The 19,455-nt window shown below is 44.5% G+C and carries 16 protein-coding genes; 10 read left to right on the top strand and 6 right to left on the bottom strand.

What is annotated here, in order from left to right:
• Nucleotides 1-308: 308 nt before the first annotated feature.
• The 4 genes from gcvP to ACMXYO_RS07075 all read right to left on the bottom strand — a co-directional run bounded on the left by gcvP (nt 309) and on the right by ACMXYO_RS07075 (nt 6,532).
• The gene (gene gcvP, locus ACMXYO_RS07090) at nt 309-3,206 is read right to left on the bottom strand and encodes an aminomethyl-transferring glycine dehydrogenase (RefSeq protein ID WP_415887811.1); all 2,898 of its coding nucleotides are present in this window, start codon (nt 3,204-3,206) and stop codon (nt 309-311) included.
• 181 nt (nt 3,207-3,387) lie between these two features.
• Entirely contained in the window at nt 3,388-3,780 is a 393-nt protein-coding gene (gene gcvH / locus ACMXYO_RS07085; protein WP_415884652.1) for a glycine cleavage system protein GcvH, read from the bottom strand.
• Between the two features lie 33 nt (nt 3,781-3,813).
• Nucleotides 3,814-5,118, bottom strand: coding sequence for a serine hydroxymethyltransferase (locus ACMXYO_RS07080; RefSeq protein WP_415887810.1), 1,305 nt, complete (start codon nt 5,116-5,118; stop codon nt 3,814-3,816).
• A 34-nt stretch (nt 5,119-5,152) separates the two neighbouring features.
• Nucleotides 5,153-6,532, bottom strand: coding sequence for an L-serine ammonia-lyase (locus ACMXYO_RS07075; protein ID WP_415887809.1), 1,380 nt, complete (start codon nt 6,530-6,532; stop codon nt 5,153-5,155).
• Between the two features lie 755 nt (nt 6,533-7,287).
• Here ACMXYO_RS07075 and ACMXYO_RS07070 point away from each other — a divergent pair.
• From ACMXYO_RS07070 to ACMXYO_RS07040, 7 genes are all read left to right on the top strand, one after another.
• Nucleotides 7,288-8,673: an alanine/glycine:cation symporter family protein gene (locus ACMXYO_RS07070; RefSeq protein WP_415884246.1), complete on the top strand. Its 1,386-nt coding sequence runs from the start codon at nt 7,288-7,290 to the stop codon at nt 8,671-8,673.
• Nucleotides 8,674-8,871: 198 nt separating this feature from the next.
• Entirely contained in the window at nt 8,872-9,987 is a 1,116-nt protein-coding gene (gcvT, locus tag ACMXYO_RS07065) for a glycine cleavage system aminomethyltransferase GcvT (RefSeq protein WP_415887808.1), read from the top strand.
• 89 nt (nt 9,988-10,076) lie between these two features.
• Nucleotides 10,077-11,012 (top strand): lipoyl synthase, encoded by a 936-nt coding sequence (lipA, locus tag ACMXYO_RS07060; RefSeq protein WP_415887807.1) that lies wholly within the window; start codon nt 10,077-10,079, stop codon nt 11,010-11,012.
• Nucleotides 11,013-11,022: 10 nt separating this feature from the next.
• Nucleotides 11,023-11,610: a sarcosine oxidase subunit gamma family protein gene (locus ACMXYO_RS07055; RefSeq protein ID WP_415887806.1), complete on the top strand. Its 588-nt coding sequence runs from the start codon at nt 11,023-11,025 to the stop codon at nt 11,608-11,610.
• 29 nt (nt 11,611-11,639) lie between these two features.
• Nucleotides 11,640-12,578 carry a homoserine kinase gene (locus ACMXYO_RS07050; RefSeq protein WP_415887805.1) on the top strand — a complete coding sequence of 313 codons (939 nt, stop codon included), beginning with the start codon at nt 11,640-11,642 and terminating at the stop codon, nt 12,576-12,578.
• 321 nt (nt 12,579-12,899) lie between these two features.
• Nucleotides 12,900-13,178 (top strand): hypothetical protein, encoded by a 279-nt coding sequence (locus ACMXYO_RS07045; RefSeq protein ID WP_415887804.1) that lies wholly within the window; start codon nt 12,900-12,902, stop codon nt 13,176-13,178.
• A 159-nt stretch (nt 13,179-13,337) separates the two neighbouring features.
• A complete protein-coding gene (locus ACMXYO_RS07040) occupies nt 13,338-13,985 on the top strand; it encodes a TatD family nuclease-associated radical SAM protein (RefSeq protein WP_415887803.1) in 648 nt (215 codons plus the stop codon).
• A gap of 161 nt (nt 13,986-14,146) precedes the next feature.
• Here the strand turns inward: ACMXYO_RS07040 and ACMXYO_RS07035 are convergent, their stop codons facing one another.
• Nucleotides 14,147-14,572, bottom strand: coding sequence for a hypothetical protein (locus ACMXYO_RS07035; RefSeq protein ID WP_415887802.1), 426 nt, complete (start codon nt 14,570-14,572; stop codon nt 14,147-14,149).
• A gap of 264 nt (nt 14,573-14,836) precedes the next feature.
• On the opposite strand from ACMXYO_RS07035, the gene ACMXYO_RS07030 reads away from it, so the two are divergent.
• From ACMXYO_RS07030 to ACMXYO_RS07020, 3 genes are all read left to right on the top strand, one after another.
• Nucleotides 14,837-15,733, top strand: coding sequence for a LysR family transcriptional regulator (locus ACMXYO_RS07030; protein WP_415887801.1), 897 nt, complete (start codon nt 14,837-14,839; stop codon nt 15,731-15,733).
• Between the two features lie 126 nt (nt 15,734-15,859).
• Entirely contained in the window at nt 15,860-16,486 is a 627-nt protein-coding gene (locus tag ACMXYO_RS07025) for a LysE family translocator (RefSeq protein ID WP_415887800.1), read from the top strand.
• Between the two features lie 190 nt (nt 16,487-16,676).
• Complete coding sequence (locus ACMXYO_RS07020) at nt 16,677-17,618, top strand: GTP-binding protein (RefSeq protein ID WP_415887799.1); 942 nt, start codon at nt 16,677-16,679, stop codon at nt 17,616-17,618.
• 183 nt (nt 17,619-17,801) lie between these two features.
• Here the strand turns inward: ACMXYO_RS07020 and ACMXYO_RS07015 are convergent, their stop codons facing one another.
• Nucleotides 17,802-19,397: a methyl-accepting chemotaxis protein gene (locus tag ACMXYO_RS07015; RefSeq protein WP_415887798.1), complete on the bottom strand. Its 1,596-nt coding sequence runs from the start codon at nt 19,395-19,397 to the stop codon at nt 17,802-17,804.
• Nucleotides 19,398-19,455 lie beyond the last annotated feature (58 nt).

Below are 19,455 nucleotides of genomic sequence, written 5' to 3'. Positions count from 1 at the left end.
ATCAAAAAAAACGGGGCTAAATTAGCCCCGCAAAAAGCTCCAACACAAGGCTGGGAGCACACCAATTTCGAGTAGACACCAAATCCACTCTAACGACCTATAAAATAGAAAGGTTGCAGTTACCAGATTCCCCCCTGGTAACTGCGGGAGTAACGGGCAATTCTGACGTTTTACCCGTTGTTCAGCTCAAGCCGGCACAGATTGGCTTTCGCTGAATTAAACCAAGTGGATCTCCGGTTCACTTGGCTCAAGACCAATGGTTCGACTTTTTAACTTTGTTGCAGCAGCAACCCTGCAACAAAAGATAATTACTGGTCTTGATAAGCTTCGATACCCGGACAAGAACAGATAAAGTTCCTATCACCGTATACGTTGTCGATACGATTAGCTGTTGGCCAGAACTTGTTCTGACGGGTCGCTTCATTCGGGAATACTGCCTCTTCACGGCTATATGGGCGCTCCCAAGCTGCACTCATAATGTCCGATTGCGTGTGCGGCGCGTTGAATAGCGGGTTGTTATCCGCTGGCCATTCACCGTTTTGCACTTTGTTGATCTCTTCACGGATCTGAACCATGGCATCGATAAAACGATCAATCTCTGCTTTAGATTCCGATTCAGTCGGCTCGATCATCAGAGTACCAGCAACTGGGAAGGACATTGTTGGCGCGTGGAAACCGTAGTCCATTAAACGTTTAGCAATATCTTCTTCAGTAACACCGCTTTCCTCTTTGATTGGGCGAATATCAACAATACATTCGTGAGCAACTTTGTTGTTTCGACCACGGTAAAGTACCGGATAGTGCGCAGCCAATTTCTCAGTCATGTAGTTAGCATTAAGGATCGCCATCTCTGTCGATGCTTTAAGGCCAGACTTACCTAGCATAACGTTGTACATCCACGTGATTGGTAGGATCGAAGCAGAACCGTAAGGCGTCGCTGCAACCGCACCGTTTTCTGGATTTACACCTTCAACTGGGCTTACTTTGTGGCTTGCAAGGAATGGTGCCAAGTGACTCTTAACGCCGATTGGGCCCATACCTGGGCCACCACCACCGTGTGGGATAGCAAATGTTTTGTGTAGGTTTAGGTGAGATACATCGGAACCGATTGCGCCCGGCTTAGAGATACCTACCTGCGCATTCATGTTCGCGCCATCCATATAAACCTGACCGCCGTTTTTGTGAATGATGTCGCAGATCTCTACGATATCTTCCTCATAAACACCGTGTGTAGATGGGTAAGTGATCATCAAGCAAGATAGATCATCTTTGTGTAGCTCAGCTTGCGCTCGAAGATCAGCAACATCAACGTTACCGTTGTCATCACACTTAGTCACAATGATCTTCATATCCATCATCGCTGCAGAAGCAGGGTTAGTACCGTGCGCAGACGATGGGATTAAGCAAACATTACGATGGCCTTCACCAACAGACTCTTGGTACTTACGAATCGCTAATAGACCTGCGTATTCACCAGATGCACCTGAGTTAGGCTGCAAAGAAACTTTATCGTAACCTGTAATCTCTACTAGTTGATCTTCCAATTCATGCAGCATTTGATGATAGCCCTGCACTTGGTCAGCCGGTGCAAACGGGTGAATGTTTGCAAACTCAGGCCATGTAACTGGGATCATCTCAGCCGTAGCGTTTAGCTTCATGGTGCAAGAACCTAGTGGGATCATGCCATGCGCCAAAGAGTAATCTTTGTTCTCTAGCTTCTTCATGTAGCGAAGCATGTCAGTTTCGCTGTGGTAGCTGTTGAACGTTAGGTGCGTCAGGATTGCGTCTTCACGACGCATCTCTGCAGAGATACCCGTCACTTCACCTGCAACAATTGCTGCATCAAGCTCAGCAACGCTTAGACCGTGATCATCACCAAGGATAACGTCTAGCAACTGCACAACATCTTCAGAAGAAGTTGTTTCATCCAAGCTGATACCCAACTTATCAGAGCCAACCTTACGGAAGTTACAACCCGCATCGATCGCTCTTTGATAAACAACCTCTTGAGTCTCAGGTAGAGAAACAGTCAACGTATCGAAGTACGTGTCGTTAACCGCAACACCTTTCGCCTTAAGACCATTAGCAAGCACAGCCGTCAAACGATGTACACGCTCGGCAATCGTCTTAAGGCCTTCTGGGCCGTGGTATACAGCGTAGAAAGAAGCCATATTGGCAAGCAACGCTTGAGCTGTACAGATGTTAGAAGTCGCCTTCTCACGACGGATATGCTGCTCACGTGTTTGCATCGCCATACGCAATGCTTGGTTACCGTTTACATCGATAGATACACCGATGATACGACCAGGCACAGAACGTTTTAGCTTTTCAGATGCAGCAAAGAAAGCTGCGTGTGGACCACCAAAGCCCATTGGTACACCAAAGCGCTGAGAGGAACCTAGTACAACATCAGCACCCAGCTCACCTGGTGATTTAAGAAGAACCAAGGCTAGGATATCAGCAGCAACTGAAACCATTGCTTTCTGGCCTTTAGCCGCATCAATGATAGATTTGATATCAGTGATATCGCCGTAAGTACTTGGGTACTGAAGCTGAACACCAAATGGGTCTGCAGCTTCTAGATCTGTTAGCGGGTTACCCACTACGATGTCATAACCAAAGTATTCGGCACGTGTTTTGATGACGTCCAGCGTTTGCGGGTGAACATCATCAGCAACAAAATAAGTATTGGTTTTCTTACGGTTAGAACGCTTGCACAGCGTCATCGCTTCTGCCGCAGCAGTTGCTTCATCAAGTAGAGAAGCATTCGCCAATTCCATACCGGTTAGGTCCATCACCATCTGCTGGAAGTTAAGCAACGCTTCTAGACGGCCTTGGGCAATCTCTGGTTGGTAAGGTGTATAAGCTGTGTACCAACCTGGGTTTTCCATAACGTTACGTAAGATAACGTTTGGAACCAAAGTATTGCTATAGCCCATACCAATATAAGATTTATTAACCTTATTTTTATCAGCTAGTGTTTTGATATATGCAAGCGCATCAGCTTCAGTCTTGCTATCCGCCATATCTAACGCGTCATCTAAGCGGATTGAATCTGGAACTGTCTGTGCAATCAGTTCATCCATTGAGTTAAGACCCAAAAAGGACAACATCTCCTGAGTCTGCTCACTATCTGGACCAATATGACGACGAGTAAAGTCAGTCGTCTGCTGAAGATCACTCAAAGTACGAGTTTCTACTGCCATAACAATAACCTGTGGTAACAGCTCGATTTAAATGCGTGTAACAGACACTTAAACCAAATAAATTTAAGGGTGCGAAGCGGTCCTGCACTACCACTTCGCCTTGCTAAAGCTAATTGGGGGACAGGGTTACTAGGTACTCAGGCTGATTAGACCTTTGCAACATACCTAGCAACTCAACCAATTAAGCTTCTTCTGCAATCGTTGCTTCGTACGCTTCTGCGTTTAGAAGTTTCGCCAATTCAGATGAATCAGAAAGCTTAATTTTCACGATCCAACCGTCTGTGTATGGTGCTTCGTTTACTGTCTCTGGGGCATCTTCCAAAGCTTCGTTTACTTCAACCACTTCACCGCTTACTGGAGAGTAGATGTCGGACGCTGCTTTTACAGACTCAACTAGAGAAAACTCTTCACCCGCTTCTACTGCGTGGCCGATCTCTGGTAGTTCAACGAAAACTACATCTCCTAGAAGTTCCTGAGCGTGATCAGATACGCCTAGAGAGATAGTGCCGTCACCATTGTCCAAAACCCACTCATGGCTTGGTGTGAAAAGGTAGTTAGATGGAATGCTCATAATGTTTTCCTATTGCTCATTCGTTACACAGGTTTATTAACGGTAAAGAGGGAACTGCTTGCACAGCTCTTCGACCTGCGCACGCACTTCCGCTTCAACTTTGGAGTTATCTTCTGGGTTAGCCACTAGACCATCCAATACATCGCTAATTAGGTTACCAATCAGCTTGAACTCTTCTGGACCAAAACCACGGCTTGTACCTGCTGGCGTACCTAGACGAATACCAGAAGTCACCATTGGTTTTTCAGGGTCAAATGGGATGCCATTTTTGTTACAAGTAATGCCAGCACGCTCTAGCGCTTCATCTACGACATTACCTTTCAGGCCTTTAGGGCGAAGATCGACCAACATCAGGTGCGTATCTGTACCGCCAGTTACGATGTCGCAACCGCGCTCAACCATAACGCCCGCAAGTACTTTGGCATTCTCTACTACACGATCAATGTAAACTTTAAATTCAGGCTGTAGCGCTTCACCGAAAGCAACTGCTTTCGCTGCGATTACGTGCATCAATGGACCACCCTGAAGACCAGGGAATACCGCAGAGTTGATCTTCTTACCTAGATCCAGGTCGTTAGATAGGATCATGCCGCCACGAGGGCCACGTAGAGTTTTGTGCGTTGTTGTCGTTACAACGTGTGCATGAGGAAGCGGTGATGGGTGAGCACCTGTAGCCACTAGACCGGCGATGTGCGCCATATCAACAAACAAGTACGCACCTACTTTGTCAGCGATCTCACGGAAACGCGCAAAATCGATCTGACGAGGAATCGCAGAACCACCTGCAATAATCATCTTCGGCTGGCATTCAACTGCTAGCTTCTCAATTTCATCATAGTCAATACGGCTATCTTCACGAGACACACCGTATTGCACAGCATTAAACCATTTACCGGAAAGGGCTGGACGTGCACCGTGAGTCAAGTGACCACCAGCATCCAGAGACATGCCCAATACAGTATCGCCCGGCTGCAATAGTGCCAACATAACCGCGCCGTTTGCTTGCGCACCTGAGTGCGGCTGAACGTTTACGAATTCGCAGTTAAATAGCTCTTTTGCACGCTCGATAGCTAGGCCTTCAGCCTTATCTACGTACTCACAACCACCGTAGTAACGACGGCCCGGATAACCTTCTGCGTATTTGTTTGTTAGTACTGTACCCTGCGCCTGCATTACGGCTTTAGATACAATATTTTCAGAGGCTATCAGCTCAATCCCCATCTCCTGACGATCAAACTCTTCATTTACTGCAGACAGCAGATCAGCATCGCGCTCTGCTAAGTCTTGGGTAAAAAATGCTTCGCAAACAGCGTCGTTGCGATACAGATCACTGTGACTCATGATTTTTTATTCTCTTATTTTTTATTACGAAGATTCAGCAGGCAACCACGTTAACAGCCAGCCCACCTTGAGAGGTTTCTTTATATTTGTCCTGCATATCCAGACCTGTTTGACGCATCGTTTCGATAACAGAGTCTAGAGATACATGATGTTTACCATCACCACGTAGGGCTAAGCGTGCAGCATTTATCGCCTTAACCGCCCCCATAGTGTTACGTTCGATACAAGGCACTTGCACCAGACCGCCAATCGGGTCACAGGTCAGGCCTAAGTTATGCTCCATCCCAATTTCTGCAGCGTTCTCGATTTGCTGATTAGTACCGCCCATCACGGCACAAAGTGCACCAGCAGCCATAGAACAAGCCACACCGATCTCACCTTGGCAGCCCACTTCGGCAGCCGAGATAGAAGCGTTCTTCTTATAAAGCATGCCAATAGCAGCGGATGTCGCTAAGAAATCGAAAATACCTTGTCGATTTGAACCCGGGACAAAACGGTCGTAGTAAGCTAGAACAGCAGGGATAACACCGGCAGCACCATTTGTTGGCGCCGTCACCACACGACCGCCCGCTGCGTTCTCTTCGTTAACCGCAATAGCAAATAGATTGACCCAATCCATTACAGTTAACTGATCTTTCAGTGCTGCTTCTGGGTTAGACTTAAGCTCTTCATAAAGCTCGTGGGCACGGCGTTTAACATTCAAACCACCCGGTAGCTCACCCTCTTCTGTACAGCCACGCTTAATGCAGTGATCCATCACCTGCCAAAGGTTCCACAGGCGCTCTTCTAACACGTCTTGTTCGGCCCAAGTCAGCTCATTGGCTAAAACGATTTCAGCAATGGTTTTGCCTTCACGTTCACAGACTTCTAATAGCTCAACGCCATTATCGAAGTGGAAAGGAAGTTTGAATTCAGGCTCAGCATCTTTATCTTTACCCGCTTCGGCGTCACTTAGTACAAAGCCACCGCCTACGGAGTAAAAGATGTTGTCGTGTAAAATAATGCCGGCTGCATCGTACGCTTTAAAATGCATGCCGTTTGGATGCTTTGGTAAAGACTCACCAAAGTTAAAAGGCAGATCCGTTTCAGGGTTGAACGCAATAATGCGCTCGCCTGCTAAATTGATCTGCTTAGTGTTACGAATCTGATCAACGTAAACAGGCACTTTATCTGGATCGACTAGGTCTGGTTTTTCACCCATTAGACCGATCATCACAGCAACATCCGTTGCGTGACCTTTACCTGTCATCGCCAAAGAACCGAACAAACCTACATGTACTGAGGCAACTTGATCCAGTTGATCACGCTCACGCAATTCATCTAAGAAACGGTTAGCCGCAACAACCGGGCCTACCGTATGAGAACTGGAAGGACCAATCCCTACTTTATATAGATCAAAAATACTTAATGGCACTGTGACCTCACTACAGCGGTCTAACCGCTCTTTTTATTATTTTATTTATCTACTCTTTAAACCGTCTCTATGTACGGTTGCGGTGATAGTCCGCTGATTAAAGAGCTATATAACTTCGAACAAATTGATCGTTATTTGTTCAAATACCGTCGATTTGATTTCAGACTAGCAGTGAGATTTTCCAAAATCAACAAAAAGTTTCCTATTGGAAACTTTTTTCATTTAAATCCAGTTTTATTGCTCTCAAATTCACCTTAAACGCTTCTTGCTACATTAAAGCCTATGCCTAATTTCATACACGCACCTAGGTCGACAGTGGCAGCACCTATGAATAAAAAGCAGTCTAAAACTAGCTTACGACCGAAGATTCATCATAGTAAACCGCCCTGCTGATAAGCTTTTTAGCCTACACGCCTAAGATGAAAATTTTTCCCGTAACGCCAACCGCTTGTTTTTATTAAGCTTTATTCAAAAAAAAAGAAATTAGATAGCTCTAATCAAATCTTTTTCAACATATTTTCGTTGAAATTAATTTTCCCTTACGCTAGCTTTGTTTCGTATTGGAAACTTATTTCACAGATAACCTTTCTTTTTCTTGAGTGACAGATTCAAGCGAAGTAAGCGAAGCCGAAAGCTTCACCTTTTGTAAGTAAGTATGTTTGGAAATCTAAAAGCTCTGCCCTAGTGCTTTAAGAAGTTTTAAACAATCCAAGTGCGTTCAAATAAAAATAACAATCCGATTGGAGTCTAGGTTCATGGAAACATTAACCTCTATCATCAGCAGCATTAATGGGATCGTGTGGGGTCCTATGATGCTTGTTCTTATTCTTGGCGTTGGTTTATTCCTAATGCTGGGTCTACGTCTTATGCCTCTTCTTAAACTAGGTACGGGTTTCAAACTTCTGTTCGAAGGCCGTAAAACTAAAAAAGGAGAAGAAAAAGAAGGCGAAATCTCTCCCTTCCAAGCACTAATGACTGCGCTATCAGCAACAGTTGGTACTGGTAACATTGCCGGTGTAGCAACTGCTGTGTTCCTAGGCGGACCTGGTGCTCTATTCTGGATGTGGTGTACCGCACTAGTTGGTATGGCAACTAAGTTCTCTGAAGCAGTACTTGCTGTGAAGTACCGTGAAGTAGACGAAGAAGGCCGCCATGTTGGTGGTCCGATGTACTACATCAAAAACGGTCTTGGCGCTAAGTGGGCTTGGCTAGGTACTGCATTTGCAATCTTTGGTGCAGTAGCCGCTTTCGGTATCGGTAACACAGTACAGTCCAACTCTGTTGCAGACGTTCTAGAGTCTAACTTTGGCCTAGATGTTTGGGTAACAGGCTTGATTCTAATGGTACTTGTAGGTGCTGTTCTTATTGGTGGTATCAAGCGTATCGGCGCAGTTGCTGGTTCTCTAGTACCTCTAATGGCAATTGCTTACCTAGGTGCTGGCCTTGTAGTACTAGCTATTAATGCTGAAGCAATCCCAGCAGCATTGGATCTAGTATTCACTCACGCATTCTCTCCAGCCGCGGCTGAAGGTGGCTTTGCGGGTGCTGCTGTTTGGGCTGCTATCCGTTTCGGTGTAGCACGTGGTGTTTTCTCTAACGAAGCGGGTCTAGGTTCTGCACCTATTGCCCATGCTGCGTCTCAAACAAAAGATCCTGTTCGCCAAGGTCTAATCGCGATGCTGGGTACGTTTATCGATACCCTAATCATCTGTTCGATTACTGGTCTGGTTATCATTACATCTGGTGCTTGGACATCAGGCGAGTCTGGCGCAGCACTAACGTCTGCAGCTTTCGCTCATGCACTTCCTGGTGTTGGTAACTACCTAGTAGCTATCGCTCTAGCGGTATTCGCTTTCACTACAATCATCGGTTGGTCCTTCTACGGCGAACGCTGTGTTGAGTTCCTATTCGGTGTTAAAGCGATCAAACCATACCGTGTTCTTTGGATTATTGCGGTGCCTGTAGGCGCAATCGTAAGTCTGGATTTCATCTGGCTAGTAGCAGATACGCTAAATGCCATGATGGCTCTGCCTAACTTGATTGCTCTGGCGCTATTGAGCCCAGTTGTCTTCAAACTGACTAAAGAGTACTTCGCGCGTAACGGTGCTCCAGTTGATACAACTGACGGTAAAAACGCTTAATCAGTCAAGCTAAAGATCGGATCACCGACGGTGGTCCGATCCTTTAAACCCTGAACAATCTGTTGAAAGAGTTTTACCCCAATAGAGCTTTTCCATCAGATTGCACTTAAAGAACTGTAGTCAAAGCACTGCACCTGAAGAACACGAGCAGCTTCGTAAATACGAAGGCTGCACAGAACAAGCATTATGGAGAACACAATGTCCGAACTGAGCAAAACACCTCTATATGACCTGCACATTGAGCTAGGTGGAAAAATGGTACCTTTCGCAGGTTTTGAAATGCCGGTTCAATACCCGCTAGGTGTAAAGAAAGAACACGTTCACACTCGTGATCACGCAGGTCTTTTTGATGTATCTCACATGGGTCAGGTTAAGCTAACAGGCGAAAATGCTGCAGCTGAACTAGAGAAACTAGTGCCTGTAGACATTATCGATCTACCAGCAGGCAAACAGCGTTATGCCCTTTTCACTAATGATGAAGGCGGCATCATGGACGACCTGATGGTGACTAACTACGGTGACCACCTTTACGTTGTAGTTAACGCTGCATGTAAAGATCAGGACATCGCTCACATGCGTGCAAACCTTGGTGAAGGCGTTGAGTTGGAAGTTCTAGATGATCGTGCATTGGTTGCACTTCAAGGCCCAGAAGCGGCACAAGCATTATCGCGCATCTGCCCAGAAGTAAACGAACTTGTATTTATGGACTCTCGTCACATCGCTATCGATGGTGTTGATTGCTTCGTGAGCCGTTCTGGTTACACAGGTGAAGATGGTTATGAGATCTCTATCCCTTCTGCTGATGCAGATCGCCTATGCCGCCTATTCCTAGAGCAGCCTGAAGTTGAGTTTATTGGTCTTGGTGCACGTGACTCTCTACGTTTGGAATCTGGTCTTTGCTTATACGGTCACGACCTAGATCCAACAACGACACCAATCGAAGGCAGCCTTATCTGGGCGATCAGCAAGTGCCGTCGTGCCGATGGCGAACGTGCTGGCGGTTTCCCAGGTGCTGACAAGATCCTTGATCAGATCGCTAACAAAAACTACAGCCGTAAGCGTGTTGGCCTTATCGCATCAGGTAAAGCTCCGATCCGTGAAGGCGCTGACCTTGTTAATGCTGACGGTGAAAAAATCGGTACTGTTACTTCTGGCAGCTTCGGCCCGACAGTAGGCAAGCCAGTAGCTATGGGTTATGTAGAAACTGCTTACTCTGCACTTGAAACAGAAGTTTTCGCTCTAGTACGTGGCAAGCAGCTACCAATGGTGGTTTCTAAAGCACCATTTATTGAGCAGCGTTACTACCGCGGTTAATCCGTTTCCATCCCTGTAAGTCTTGAGGCCGGGCTGTCACCCTTATCAGCTTGGCCTCTATTTTTAATTGAACATCGCGAGGTGTCACTATGGAATTGATTCCACTACAAGAGCTGAAAGGCGAATCAAAAATGTCTCGTCTGCGTCACAAACCAGACCCAGAAAGAGAACGCCTACGTAAACCGGAATGGATTCGTATAGATGCCCGCTCAAATGCCAATGTAAAAAAGGTTAAGAAACAACTTCGCGACCTTAAATTACATACGGTTTGTGAAGAAGCATCATGCCCTAACTTGGCTGAGTGCTTTAGTCACAAAACAGCAACATTGATGATAATGGGTGCTATTTGTACTCGTCGCTGCCCTTTCTGTGATGTAGCACATGGTCGACCAATGGCGCTTGATCCAGAAGAACCAAAGAATTGTGCATCCACAATCGACAAGCTCGGTCTTAAATATGTAGTTATCACTTCGGTAGATCGTGACGATCTAAGAGATGGTGGTGCTGCACATTTCGCTGAAGTAGTAAATGAAGCACGTAAAGTCAGTGAAGATCTGAAAGTTGAGATTTTAGTCCCAGATTTTCGCGGCAAAGTTGATCTTGCATTAGAGATCCTATCTCAGCAGGTTCCAGATGTTCTGAATCACAATATGGAAACTGTGCCTAGTTTGTACCCATCGGTGCGCCCGGGTGCGGATTACCATAATTCCCTTAACTTGCTTTACCAATTTAAGCGTTTAAATCCAGAAGTCGATACAAAATCTGGATTGATGGTTGGTTTGGGTGAAACCAAAGAAGAGATCATCAAAGTAATGAAAGATCTTCGTGCTAATGATGTCGATATGTTAACCATTGGCCAATACCTACAGCCAAGTAAGTATCACCTAGCTGTAGAGCGTTATGTAACACCTGAAGAATTTAAAGAGTACGAAGAGATCGGTTACGAACTTGGCTTTAAGAATGTTGCCAGTGGCCCGATGGTTCGCTCCTCTTACCACGCTGATTTACAGGCGAAAGCCCTGTAAAGGAGTAAAAATGTCTATGCAAAACAATACTAACAAGGCCCCTCAAGGTGGCACGCTGGTTCACTTGAATATTCAAGCAGCGATAGACAACGACAGCCGGATTAACAGCATTATTGTGAGAGAACGCCCTTTTATTGGCGATCTTGCACTGGATGCCGAGCCTGACCAAGATCTGCTTATTGCCGTGGGTGAAGTGATGGGCGTGGCACAACCACTAACGGTTAATCGCATCTCCTGCATGGGCCGCTTAGCGATTCTTTGGATAAACGAAAACCGTTGGTTGGTACTGCCGCCTACGGGTGCACATGAATCCGTTTTTCAAGCACTTCGCGAAACCTTTGGCGAAGATCTTAAACTAGAAACCTCCGAAGACGGCTCAAAAGCGTATCTAAATAAAGCAGCAATTCATTACCTGCTAAGCAGCTCTAATACCCAGCAGTTTTCATGCTTACCCGTGACTGATGTTGAGCTAGCTGAAGGCATCAACATTATGTCTCTGCACGACACTAAGGATTACGACATTCTAGTGCGTAAGAGCTGTGCAGAAAGCCTATGGCAGTGGCTACAAAAGAACACTGAATCACCAAAAAATCACTAACAGATACACCTGTAGGACAAAGACCGATAATGTCAGTTTACACCGCAGTTAGCTTTTCAGAACTTCAAACCTACCTTCAGAACTACTCTGTCGGTGAGTTACAAAGCTATAAAGGCATTAGTGCAGGCGTTGAGAACAGCAACTTTTTTGTCGATACCGATCAAGGCCGCTTTGTCCTAACACTGGTTGAATCTGTACATAAAGAGAAACTGTCCTTTATTCTGGGTCTTGTTGATCATCTCGCGATTAACGATCTGGCCTGCGCTCAACCAATCCATCTTAACAACGGTAATCTATTTGGAACGCTTAACGGCAAACCCGCCGTGTTAATGAACTGCTTAGAAGGCGCTCCACTAGAACAACCAACGCTTTCACAAGCAAGAACAATTGGCAGTACCCTCGCTCAGTTCCACCAGCTATCGTCACAACTAGAGCTCAATGAATACAGCCATATTCCGCAGTGGTGTAACGAGCTAGCATCTCGCGTGTTACCAAAGCTAGATAAAGAGCAACAAGCACTATTACAAAACAGTTTGATGGAAACCGGTGATATCGACTGGACTACATTACCCTCAGGACCTGTGCACGCAGACCTTTTCCCAGACAACGCTATGTTTGATGGTGATCGGCTATCAGGCCTGATCGATTTCTACCATGCTTGCTCCACACCTTATCTATACGATCTGAGCGTTACCCTTAATGCGTGGTGCTTTGACGAAACCAATAATCAGTTTGATAACCAAAAAGCGCAGCAAATGCTGCTCATGTATCAGGAGATCCGCCCTTTAGATCCGATGGAGATCGATCTGCTACCGGCAATGATGAAAACTGCAGCATTACGCTTCTGGTTATCCCGCCTTCGTGACATCCACTTTCCGACAGTTGGAGAAAATGTCACACAAAAGAATCCACAAGGAAAACAAGCGCTTTTAGAACGTCTAAAGACCGACTTTCCAGTTATTCTTTAAACGTCTAAAAAAATTATTTTTATAGCTCCCTATTCTGGTTCAAACGCACCAAAATAGGGCTGCTGTTCTGCACCACGCTGCTAGCCCTTTAAATATGGCAACTCCTTAGTTGAATCAAACTCATCTTTCGCAGCTGCAACATGAATTTCAATACTTGAATGAATATTCATAGTGAATTTTTATCCTCCTAATGTATTAGAGAATCTTAGATTCCTCTCCTAAACTCTAATTTGCCGGTTTGGAGAGAGACCGGAAGAGGCTTAAACACGTATCAATGCAACACCAATAAAAATGACCTGTAAAAGGCAGAGGAAGAGAGAAATGTTAACCTACGAAGAGTGTCTGGAACTAAGTGACCTAACTGCAGACGAAGTAGATGCCATTGCAGAACACGAACACATGGACCCAATGATTGCCATGGCCCTCGGCCATTACATGATTACCCACGATGGCGAACAGAAGATTCAACGCATCATTATGGATGACATAGAAAAAGCCCAGCGCGATCACAACTATGCTCATGCAGAAATGCTGCAAAAAGTACTTAACCACTTTATAGCGACTCACCCTGAGCACGGTGCACGCCGAGCGGCAGCTTAAGTACTTACCAATTTCATAGCGAAACCTTCCCCTTCGATACCGGTTTATGGGTGCATTTGCACCCTAACCGGGTCACTTTTGATAAGCATCAACACCCTATAATACTAGCCCTGCTAAAGTAGATTTCTATCTCTAAATATCGCTGATAAGCCGTAAGCTATGACATATAAACGCCCCAACCCAGCAAAACGCCCTACCCCAAATGAGCACCAAGATAGCTACGTTTATCAAATCCGAAATAGCCTCTACATCAACTTAACCGACCGCTGCACTCTTGCCTGCCAGTTCTGCCCAAAACATAACGGCTCAACCGAAGTTAAAGGTCACGAACTCTATCTAAGCAAACGCCCAGAAGCAGACACCATTATTCCCTTAATCGGCAACCCGACCGATTATGATGAGATCGTTTTCTGCGGCTATGGCGAACCCACCTTACGCTTAAAAACCCTTTTACAAATCGCTAATTGGGTAAAAGAAAACGGCGGCAATACCCGTATCAACACCGACGGACTTGGTAGCCTCTTCCACAAACGCGATATAGTGCCTGAACTGTCTGAATGCATAGATTCACTATCCGTCTCGCTTAATGCTCAAAACGAAGTGATCTACCAGCAACATTGCCAACCTGTCCTGCCCGACTCTTACCAAGCAGTACAAGCCTTTATCAAACGTGCCAACGAGCTAATTGATGATGTACAAGTATCCGCAATTAATGGTTTAGATGGTGTTGATATTGCTCAGTGTCGGGAGATTGTTGAAGGATTAGGTGCTGAGTTTAAGCAGAGAGAATTGGATATTGTCGGTTGAATTCAGGACGCTGACGCTAGAGGACGCCTTTGGCTAGAGATCGCTACGCTTTTAGGACGCCACTTCGTGGCTAGAGAAAATAAATAGTTAACCTTTTTCAATTACATAAACTCACTAACCTTAAGCATGCCCCCTTACATACCTAAGATTAGAAGCTTGGTCTATTGCTGATTAGTAACTTCAGATTCACCATGCATAGGCAATACAAAGCACAACACTCCTAAGAAGATATAATCCAGCATCTGGTTTACAGCGGACCATTCTTGCAAAATATAATGCCCTACCAGCAAGCTCAGCATAAATCCAAACCAACCGTACATAGTGTAAGCTTTGAGTCTAGGCACCAACAGGGCTAAACCTAAGCCTACTTCGATATACTGAATACAACTTAGATACATATCGATCAGGATTGCAGGCAGTTGAATGCGCAGATCCCCTTGGAATAAGCCAGAGTAGTAATTTACAAAGCCACCGTCGCTAAAAAATTTACTGGTTCCAGCCGTTATCAAGATAATAGCCATGGTTATGCGCACTATACGTTCCGCATCTCTTAAGCGTGCAGGATTGATCAGGATCTCTTTGGACATGTTTATTCCCGTTTCTAAAAGTAAGTAAAGAGGACCGGATAACCGACCTCCAATTCACCAGATTTACGTTCTTTAAAACCACCCTTTGCTGCGGTGAGTTGCTTTATTCCTGCAGCCTTCACTCTCTTAATCAGAATAAAGAGATACAACAAAGCGATAGAGCTCATCTATTTGAATCGAAGTATGCCCACAATAAGATGTATTTACTATACATTTAGTTATTAATAGATTGTTTCACTTTCATTAACAATCGAGATTAGTCTCATGGATCGTATTACCTGTATGCAGGTATTTACTGTAGTGGTCAAAGAAAAAGGCTTTTCAGCAGCAGCTCGAAAGCTTGGCATTTCTAAAGTACAAGTAAGTAACTATATCGCGCAGTTAGAAACAGAACTCGGTGTAAGATTATTAAACCGTACTACGCGGCAAATAAGCCTAACAACAACGGGATTTGCATACCTTGAGCCCTGCAATGATTTGCTAGAAAGCTTTAACAGCCTCCACCATTCTGTAAAAGAACTGCATCAAACACCTCAAGGGCTGCTGAAAATTTCAGCGCCAAGCACCTTTGCAGAAATTCACTTAACGCCTGTGTTAAGCACCTTTAAAGAAAAGTACCCCGAAGTACAGATAGACCTTCAGCTCAATGATCGTTATGTGGATTTGATTGATGAAGGCTACGACTTAGCCATCCGGATTGGTAAACCTCAAGATTCCTCTCTAATTGCTAAACCAATCAGCACTATACATAGTTATTTGTGCGCTAGCCCAAAATACCTAAAACAGCATTCTGAAATCAAAATATTAAGCGATCTACACAACCATCAGTTAATCGCAGACACAAATTATCGTTCGGGCAAGGTTTGGAAGTTTAGCCATAAAGAAGATGGGCAACGTCAATCGATAGAGGTAAATGCGGGGCTCAATATCAACAGTGCTCAGGCAGTTAACGCTTTGGTTTTAAACGGACAAGGCATAAGCCTTTGTCCCGATTTTGTGGTTAAGCCCTATATCGAAACCGGAGCAATTAAACATCTACTTCCTGAATGGCTGGCCCCAACAATGGAGCTTTCAGCCATCTATCCAAGTAGGCAGCACGTCACTGCCAAAGTCCACTTGTTCATTGATGAATTTTCCGCGTACTACCAAGGACAAGGTTAAAGGGATCATAGCCTTAATCTCCGACAATTATAGCTATAGCTTATAGCTGGTATTAATTGTTAAAGTGCAGTTAAACCCTTCCTACCTATCAGAACACGCTAGACCACAAGTTGAAGAGGATGCCTTATGGAGATCAGTACTTGGATTGCATTTATCTCGATAGCGCTGGTGGCAACGATCACCCCTGGGCCTGCAATTTTATTAGTGCTGTCCCATTCTCTTAAAACTGGCTGGAAGTCTTCCCTATATACGATTTTAGGGAATATAACTGGGCTATTTGTGATGTCATCATGTGCTGTCTTAGGCCTGAGTGCATTAGTCCTCAGTTCTTCAACAGCGTTTATGGTCATCAAATATCTCGGCGCGATCTATCTTGTATACCTCGGCATAAAGATCTGGCGTTCAAATCTGTCTTTAAAGACTTCAGACCTTATTGAGCACACTAAGCCTAGAAAGCACAGCTATTTTCTTCAGGGAGTTCTGGTCGCACTAACCAACCCTAAAGCAATCGTATTTACTACTGCTTTGTTTCCCCAATTCATTACGATTGAGGCGGACCTACTGCCGCAGTTTTCATTATTAGTCAGTACATTTTTATGCTGTTCAGCTACTTGCCTTATTAGCTATAGCTACTGGGGATCAAGGCTTTTAAAGCGCTCTAAGTCACTTTCCGATTCACACTGGATTCCACGTACAATTGCTAGTACCTTCATTGGTACTGGTATAGCTTTAGCAATATCAAGCCGACAATAATAACTAAGATCATTTCTAAATAAGCCTTCCTTTGCTTAAACAGGATTAATCTTACTTTCAGTTAGCATTTACAAGAAAAATCCATCTATGCTTGTTATCATCAACATCCTGATTTTCAGTAAATAAGACTAGACTCTTTTTCAAGTTCCTTGACCTTATAAGTACCAGCCTAAGAAGGGGTGTTCCCTATATGAGGGACAAAAAGATTATTTTTTTCGGTGCCGTCGGTGCCGGCAAAACAACTGCAATCAACACCATAAGCGAAGGCAAGAGCTTTAACACTGAAGCAAATGCATCAGATAGCACATCAGAACAAAAAATAACCACTACTGTAGCGATGGACTACGGTTATGTTACCTCATCTACCAATCAACGCATTCATTGTTATGGAACGCCTGGGCAAGAACGTTTCCAATTTATGTGGGACATAATAACTTCCAACTTAGCTTCTGGTTATTCAGGTGAGATCTTATTCCTAGATAACAGCCGCAAGTACCCTCAACATGATCTTCACTTCTATACAAAAAAATTTCGCCACCTTATTGACGATAAGCCTTTGATTATTGCGGTGACGAAATCTGATATAGAAGCAAATCCATCAATCTCTCAGTATAAAGGCTGGCTACACGAGCTTGGTATTCAAGCACCTGTTTATTTTATTGATGCCCGCAAAAAAGAAGACATTCTATTTTTGTTAGAGGAACTACTCCCCGATCAAGCTCAAGTAATAAATGAGATGAATAGCGTTTCTGTGGTTGAAGATGAGTTAAACCTAGACGACGTTATCCAATACACTGAGAATAGAATTGATTTCTCAGATAAGGTACTGAGCAAAATCTCCCTCCTAGAAGGTGTAGTCGGCATTGCTTTGATAACTCCAGAGGGTAAGTTAGGCCATTCAACTCTGGATACGGAATTTCTTATTGAGTTATTAGAATTTTTAACTTCTACCCCTTCTACTTTGGCAGATCAAAATAAAAGCGATCATTTAGTTAGCATTGAGCTCGCATCAGAAGAAAACTATCACTTTGTAATCGACTTCTTCGACGATGTTGTACTAGCCACACTGTGCACGAAACACCTTACAACTGCGGCACTGAAACAACAGATAGAAAACATAATTCAGTGGTAAAGACTTTTACATAAAACGTTAAAACACTTAATTGAATTTTTAGCACCACTGGAAAAACAGATCCCAGACAAATGAAAAGTTAAGTTCTTATGCATTTTCCTGCGTTCAGAATTTTAACTGTAAAGCGCCAAAAAAAATGCCACCTCAAGGGTGGCATTTTTGATTAGTATTTACTTATTCAGGTCAAAGCTGGAACTTCATCACTAACTGATTAAGTTCGTGCGCTTCTCTACGAATTTGATCCGTCGCTTCAACCACACGATCAGTATCGCGCTTAGTTTGGCCCGCAATATCAGAGATATTTACTACACGATGATCAATATCCGCTGCTACAGAAGACTGCTCCTCTGCTGCAGTAGAGATCATGGTGTTCATTGAAGAGATCGTATTCGCAGACGAGATAATCTGCTCCAGCACCGCTGCTGCAGAGTTTGCAAGCTCACTACTACGATCCGCAAGATCGGTACTTACACCCATTGAAGATACTGCAGATTCCGCTTTGCTCTGTAAACGTTCGATAATCTGCTGAATCTCTTGCGTGGATTGCTGTGTACGCTGTGCCAAGGTGCGTACCTCATCCGCAACAACTGCGAAGCCTCGGCCCTGATCACCTGCACGTGCCGCCTCGATTGCCGCGTTCAACGCCAGAAGGTTTGTCTGCTCTGCGATGTCATTTATCACAGAAGTCACATTACCAACCGCAAGCGTCTCAGCTTCAAGTTCCTTAATAGCCGATGCTGTTTTGTTCAGCATCTCGAGCATTTCTTGTGCTTGGTTGCCGGATTGACCAACCACATCACCACCACTCTTAGCATGGATGTCGGTCTCTTGTGCTGCTTGTTCAGCTTCAACGGCATTATTTGCAACTTCCTGCACTGTAGCGCTCATCTCAGTCATCGCTGCAGCAACCAGTTCGATATCCTCGTATTGTCGGCTTACACCATTGCTCGCATCAGAGGTAGCATCCACAACGTTAGTTACATGACGTTCGGTATTTCGCGCTACTGTCTGTACAGTCCTCAGAAGATCACCAACATGGTTCAGCATGTTGTTGTAGGCATTGAACATCTGTCCAATTTCATTATCAGTATGGGTAATATCAAAACGATGCGAGAAGTTGCCCTGACCTACTTCCACCATACGTGCGTTTAAACGCTTGATGTTATTCATTAGCATGCTTAAACCAAATACTCGGCCAAACACAACTAACAGTAAAATACCCACTACACAGAAAAACGCGATCAATAGTTGATTCATACTGGTCGCACTTGCTTGTTTCGTTAGCATTCCAACTGCTTTGTTCATCTCCTTAAGGATGACCGGTGATTGCTTTTTGATTTCGGCAAGCGTGGTATCACTTGGTTGATCAACATGGTTGTTAATCAAAGTTTTATAACTACCCCACAACTGATCAACGTGCTGCATCTGCTTCACGATAGTTGGATCTGTAATTGGGTTCATACCCAATGCTGCGTCACCCATCATGATCGTTTTATGAGAAGACTCGAACAGTTCCATGGTTTTACGCAGCGTGGTTTGCTGCTCAACATTAGCAGCAACCAACAGAGCTTCTTTTGCAATTTTTTGACTCAACATACGCTGACGACCCGCCATATCAATGGTCTGAGGATTGATCGACATGCTGAAGTAAAGACTGATCCCTGAAGACGCTGCTAGTATAAATACCAACGCGTATGACAAGGTGAATTGACTATTAAGCGTTTTAAAACCGCAAGTTCTTAAAACTGTATCTATTAAATTAGCTAGAGACCGGAACATGACCCCTCCTTGGCTAGTGGAGAAATAAACTTAAGAAAAATAATTAATAACTAAGCAA

Source organism: Neptuniibacter sp. QD37_6, from assembly GCF_047778085.1.
Classification (GTDB): Bacteria; Pseudomonadota; Gammaproteobacteria; order Pseudomonadales; family Balneatricaceae; genus Neptuniibacter.
Note: the sequence above shows the minus strand (reverse complement) of the source record. Positions and strands in the feature narration are given on the sequence as shown.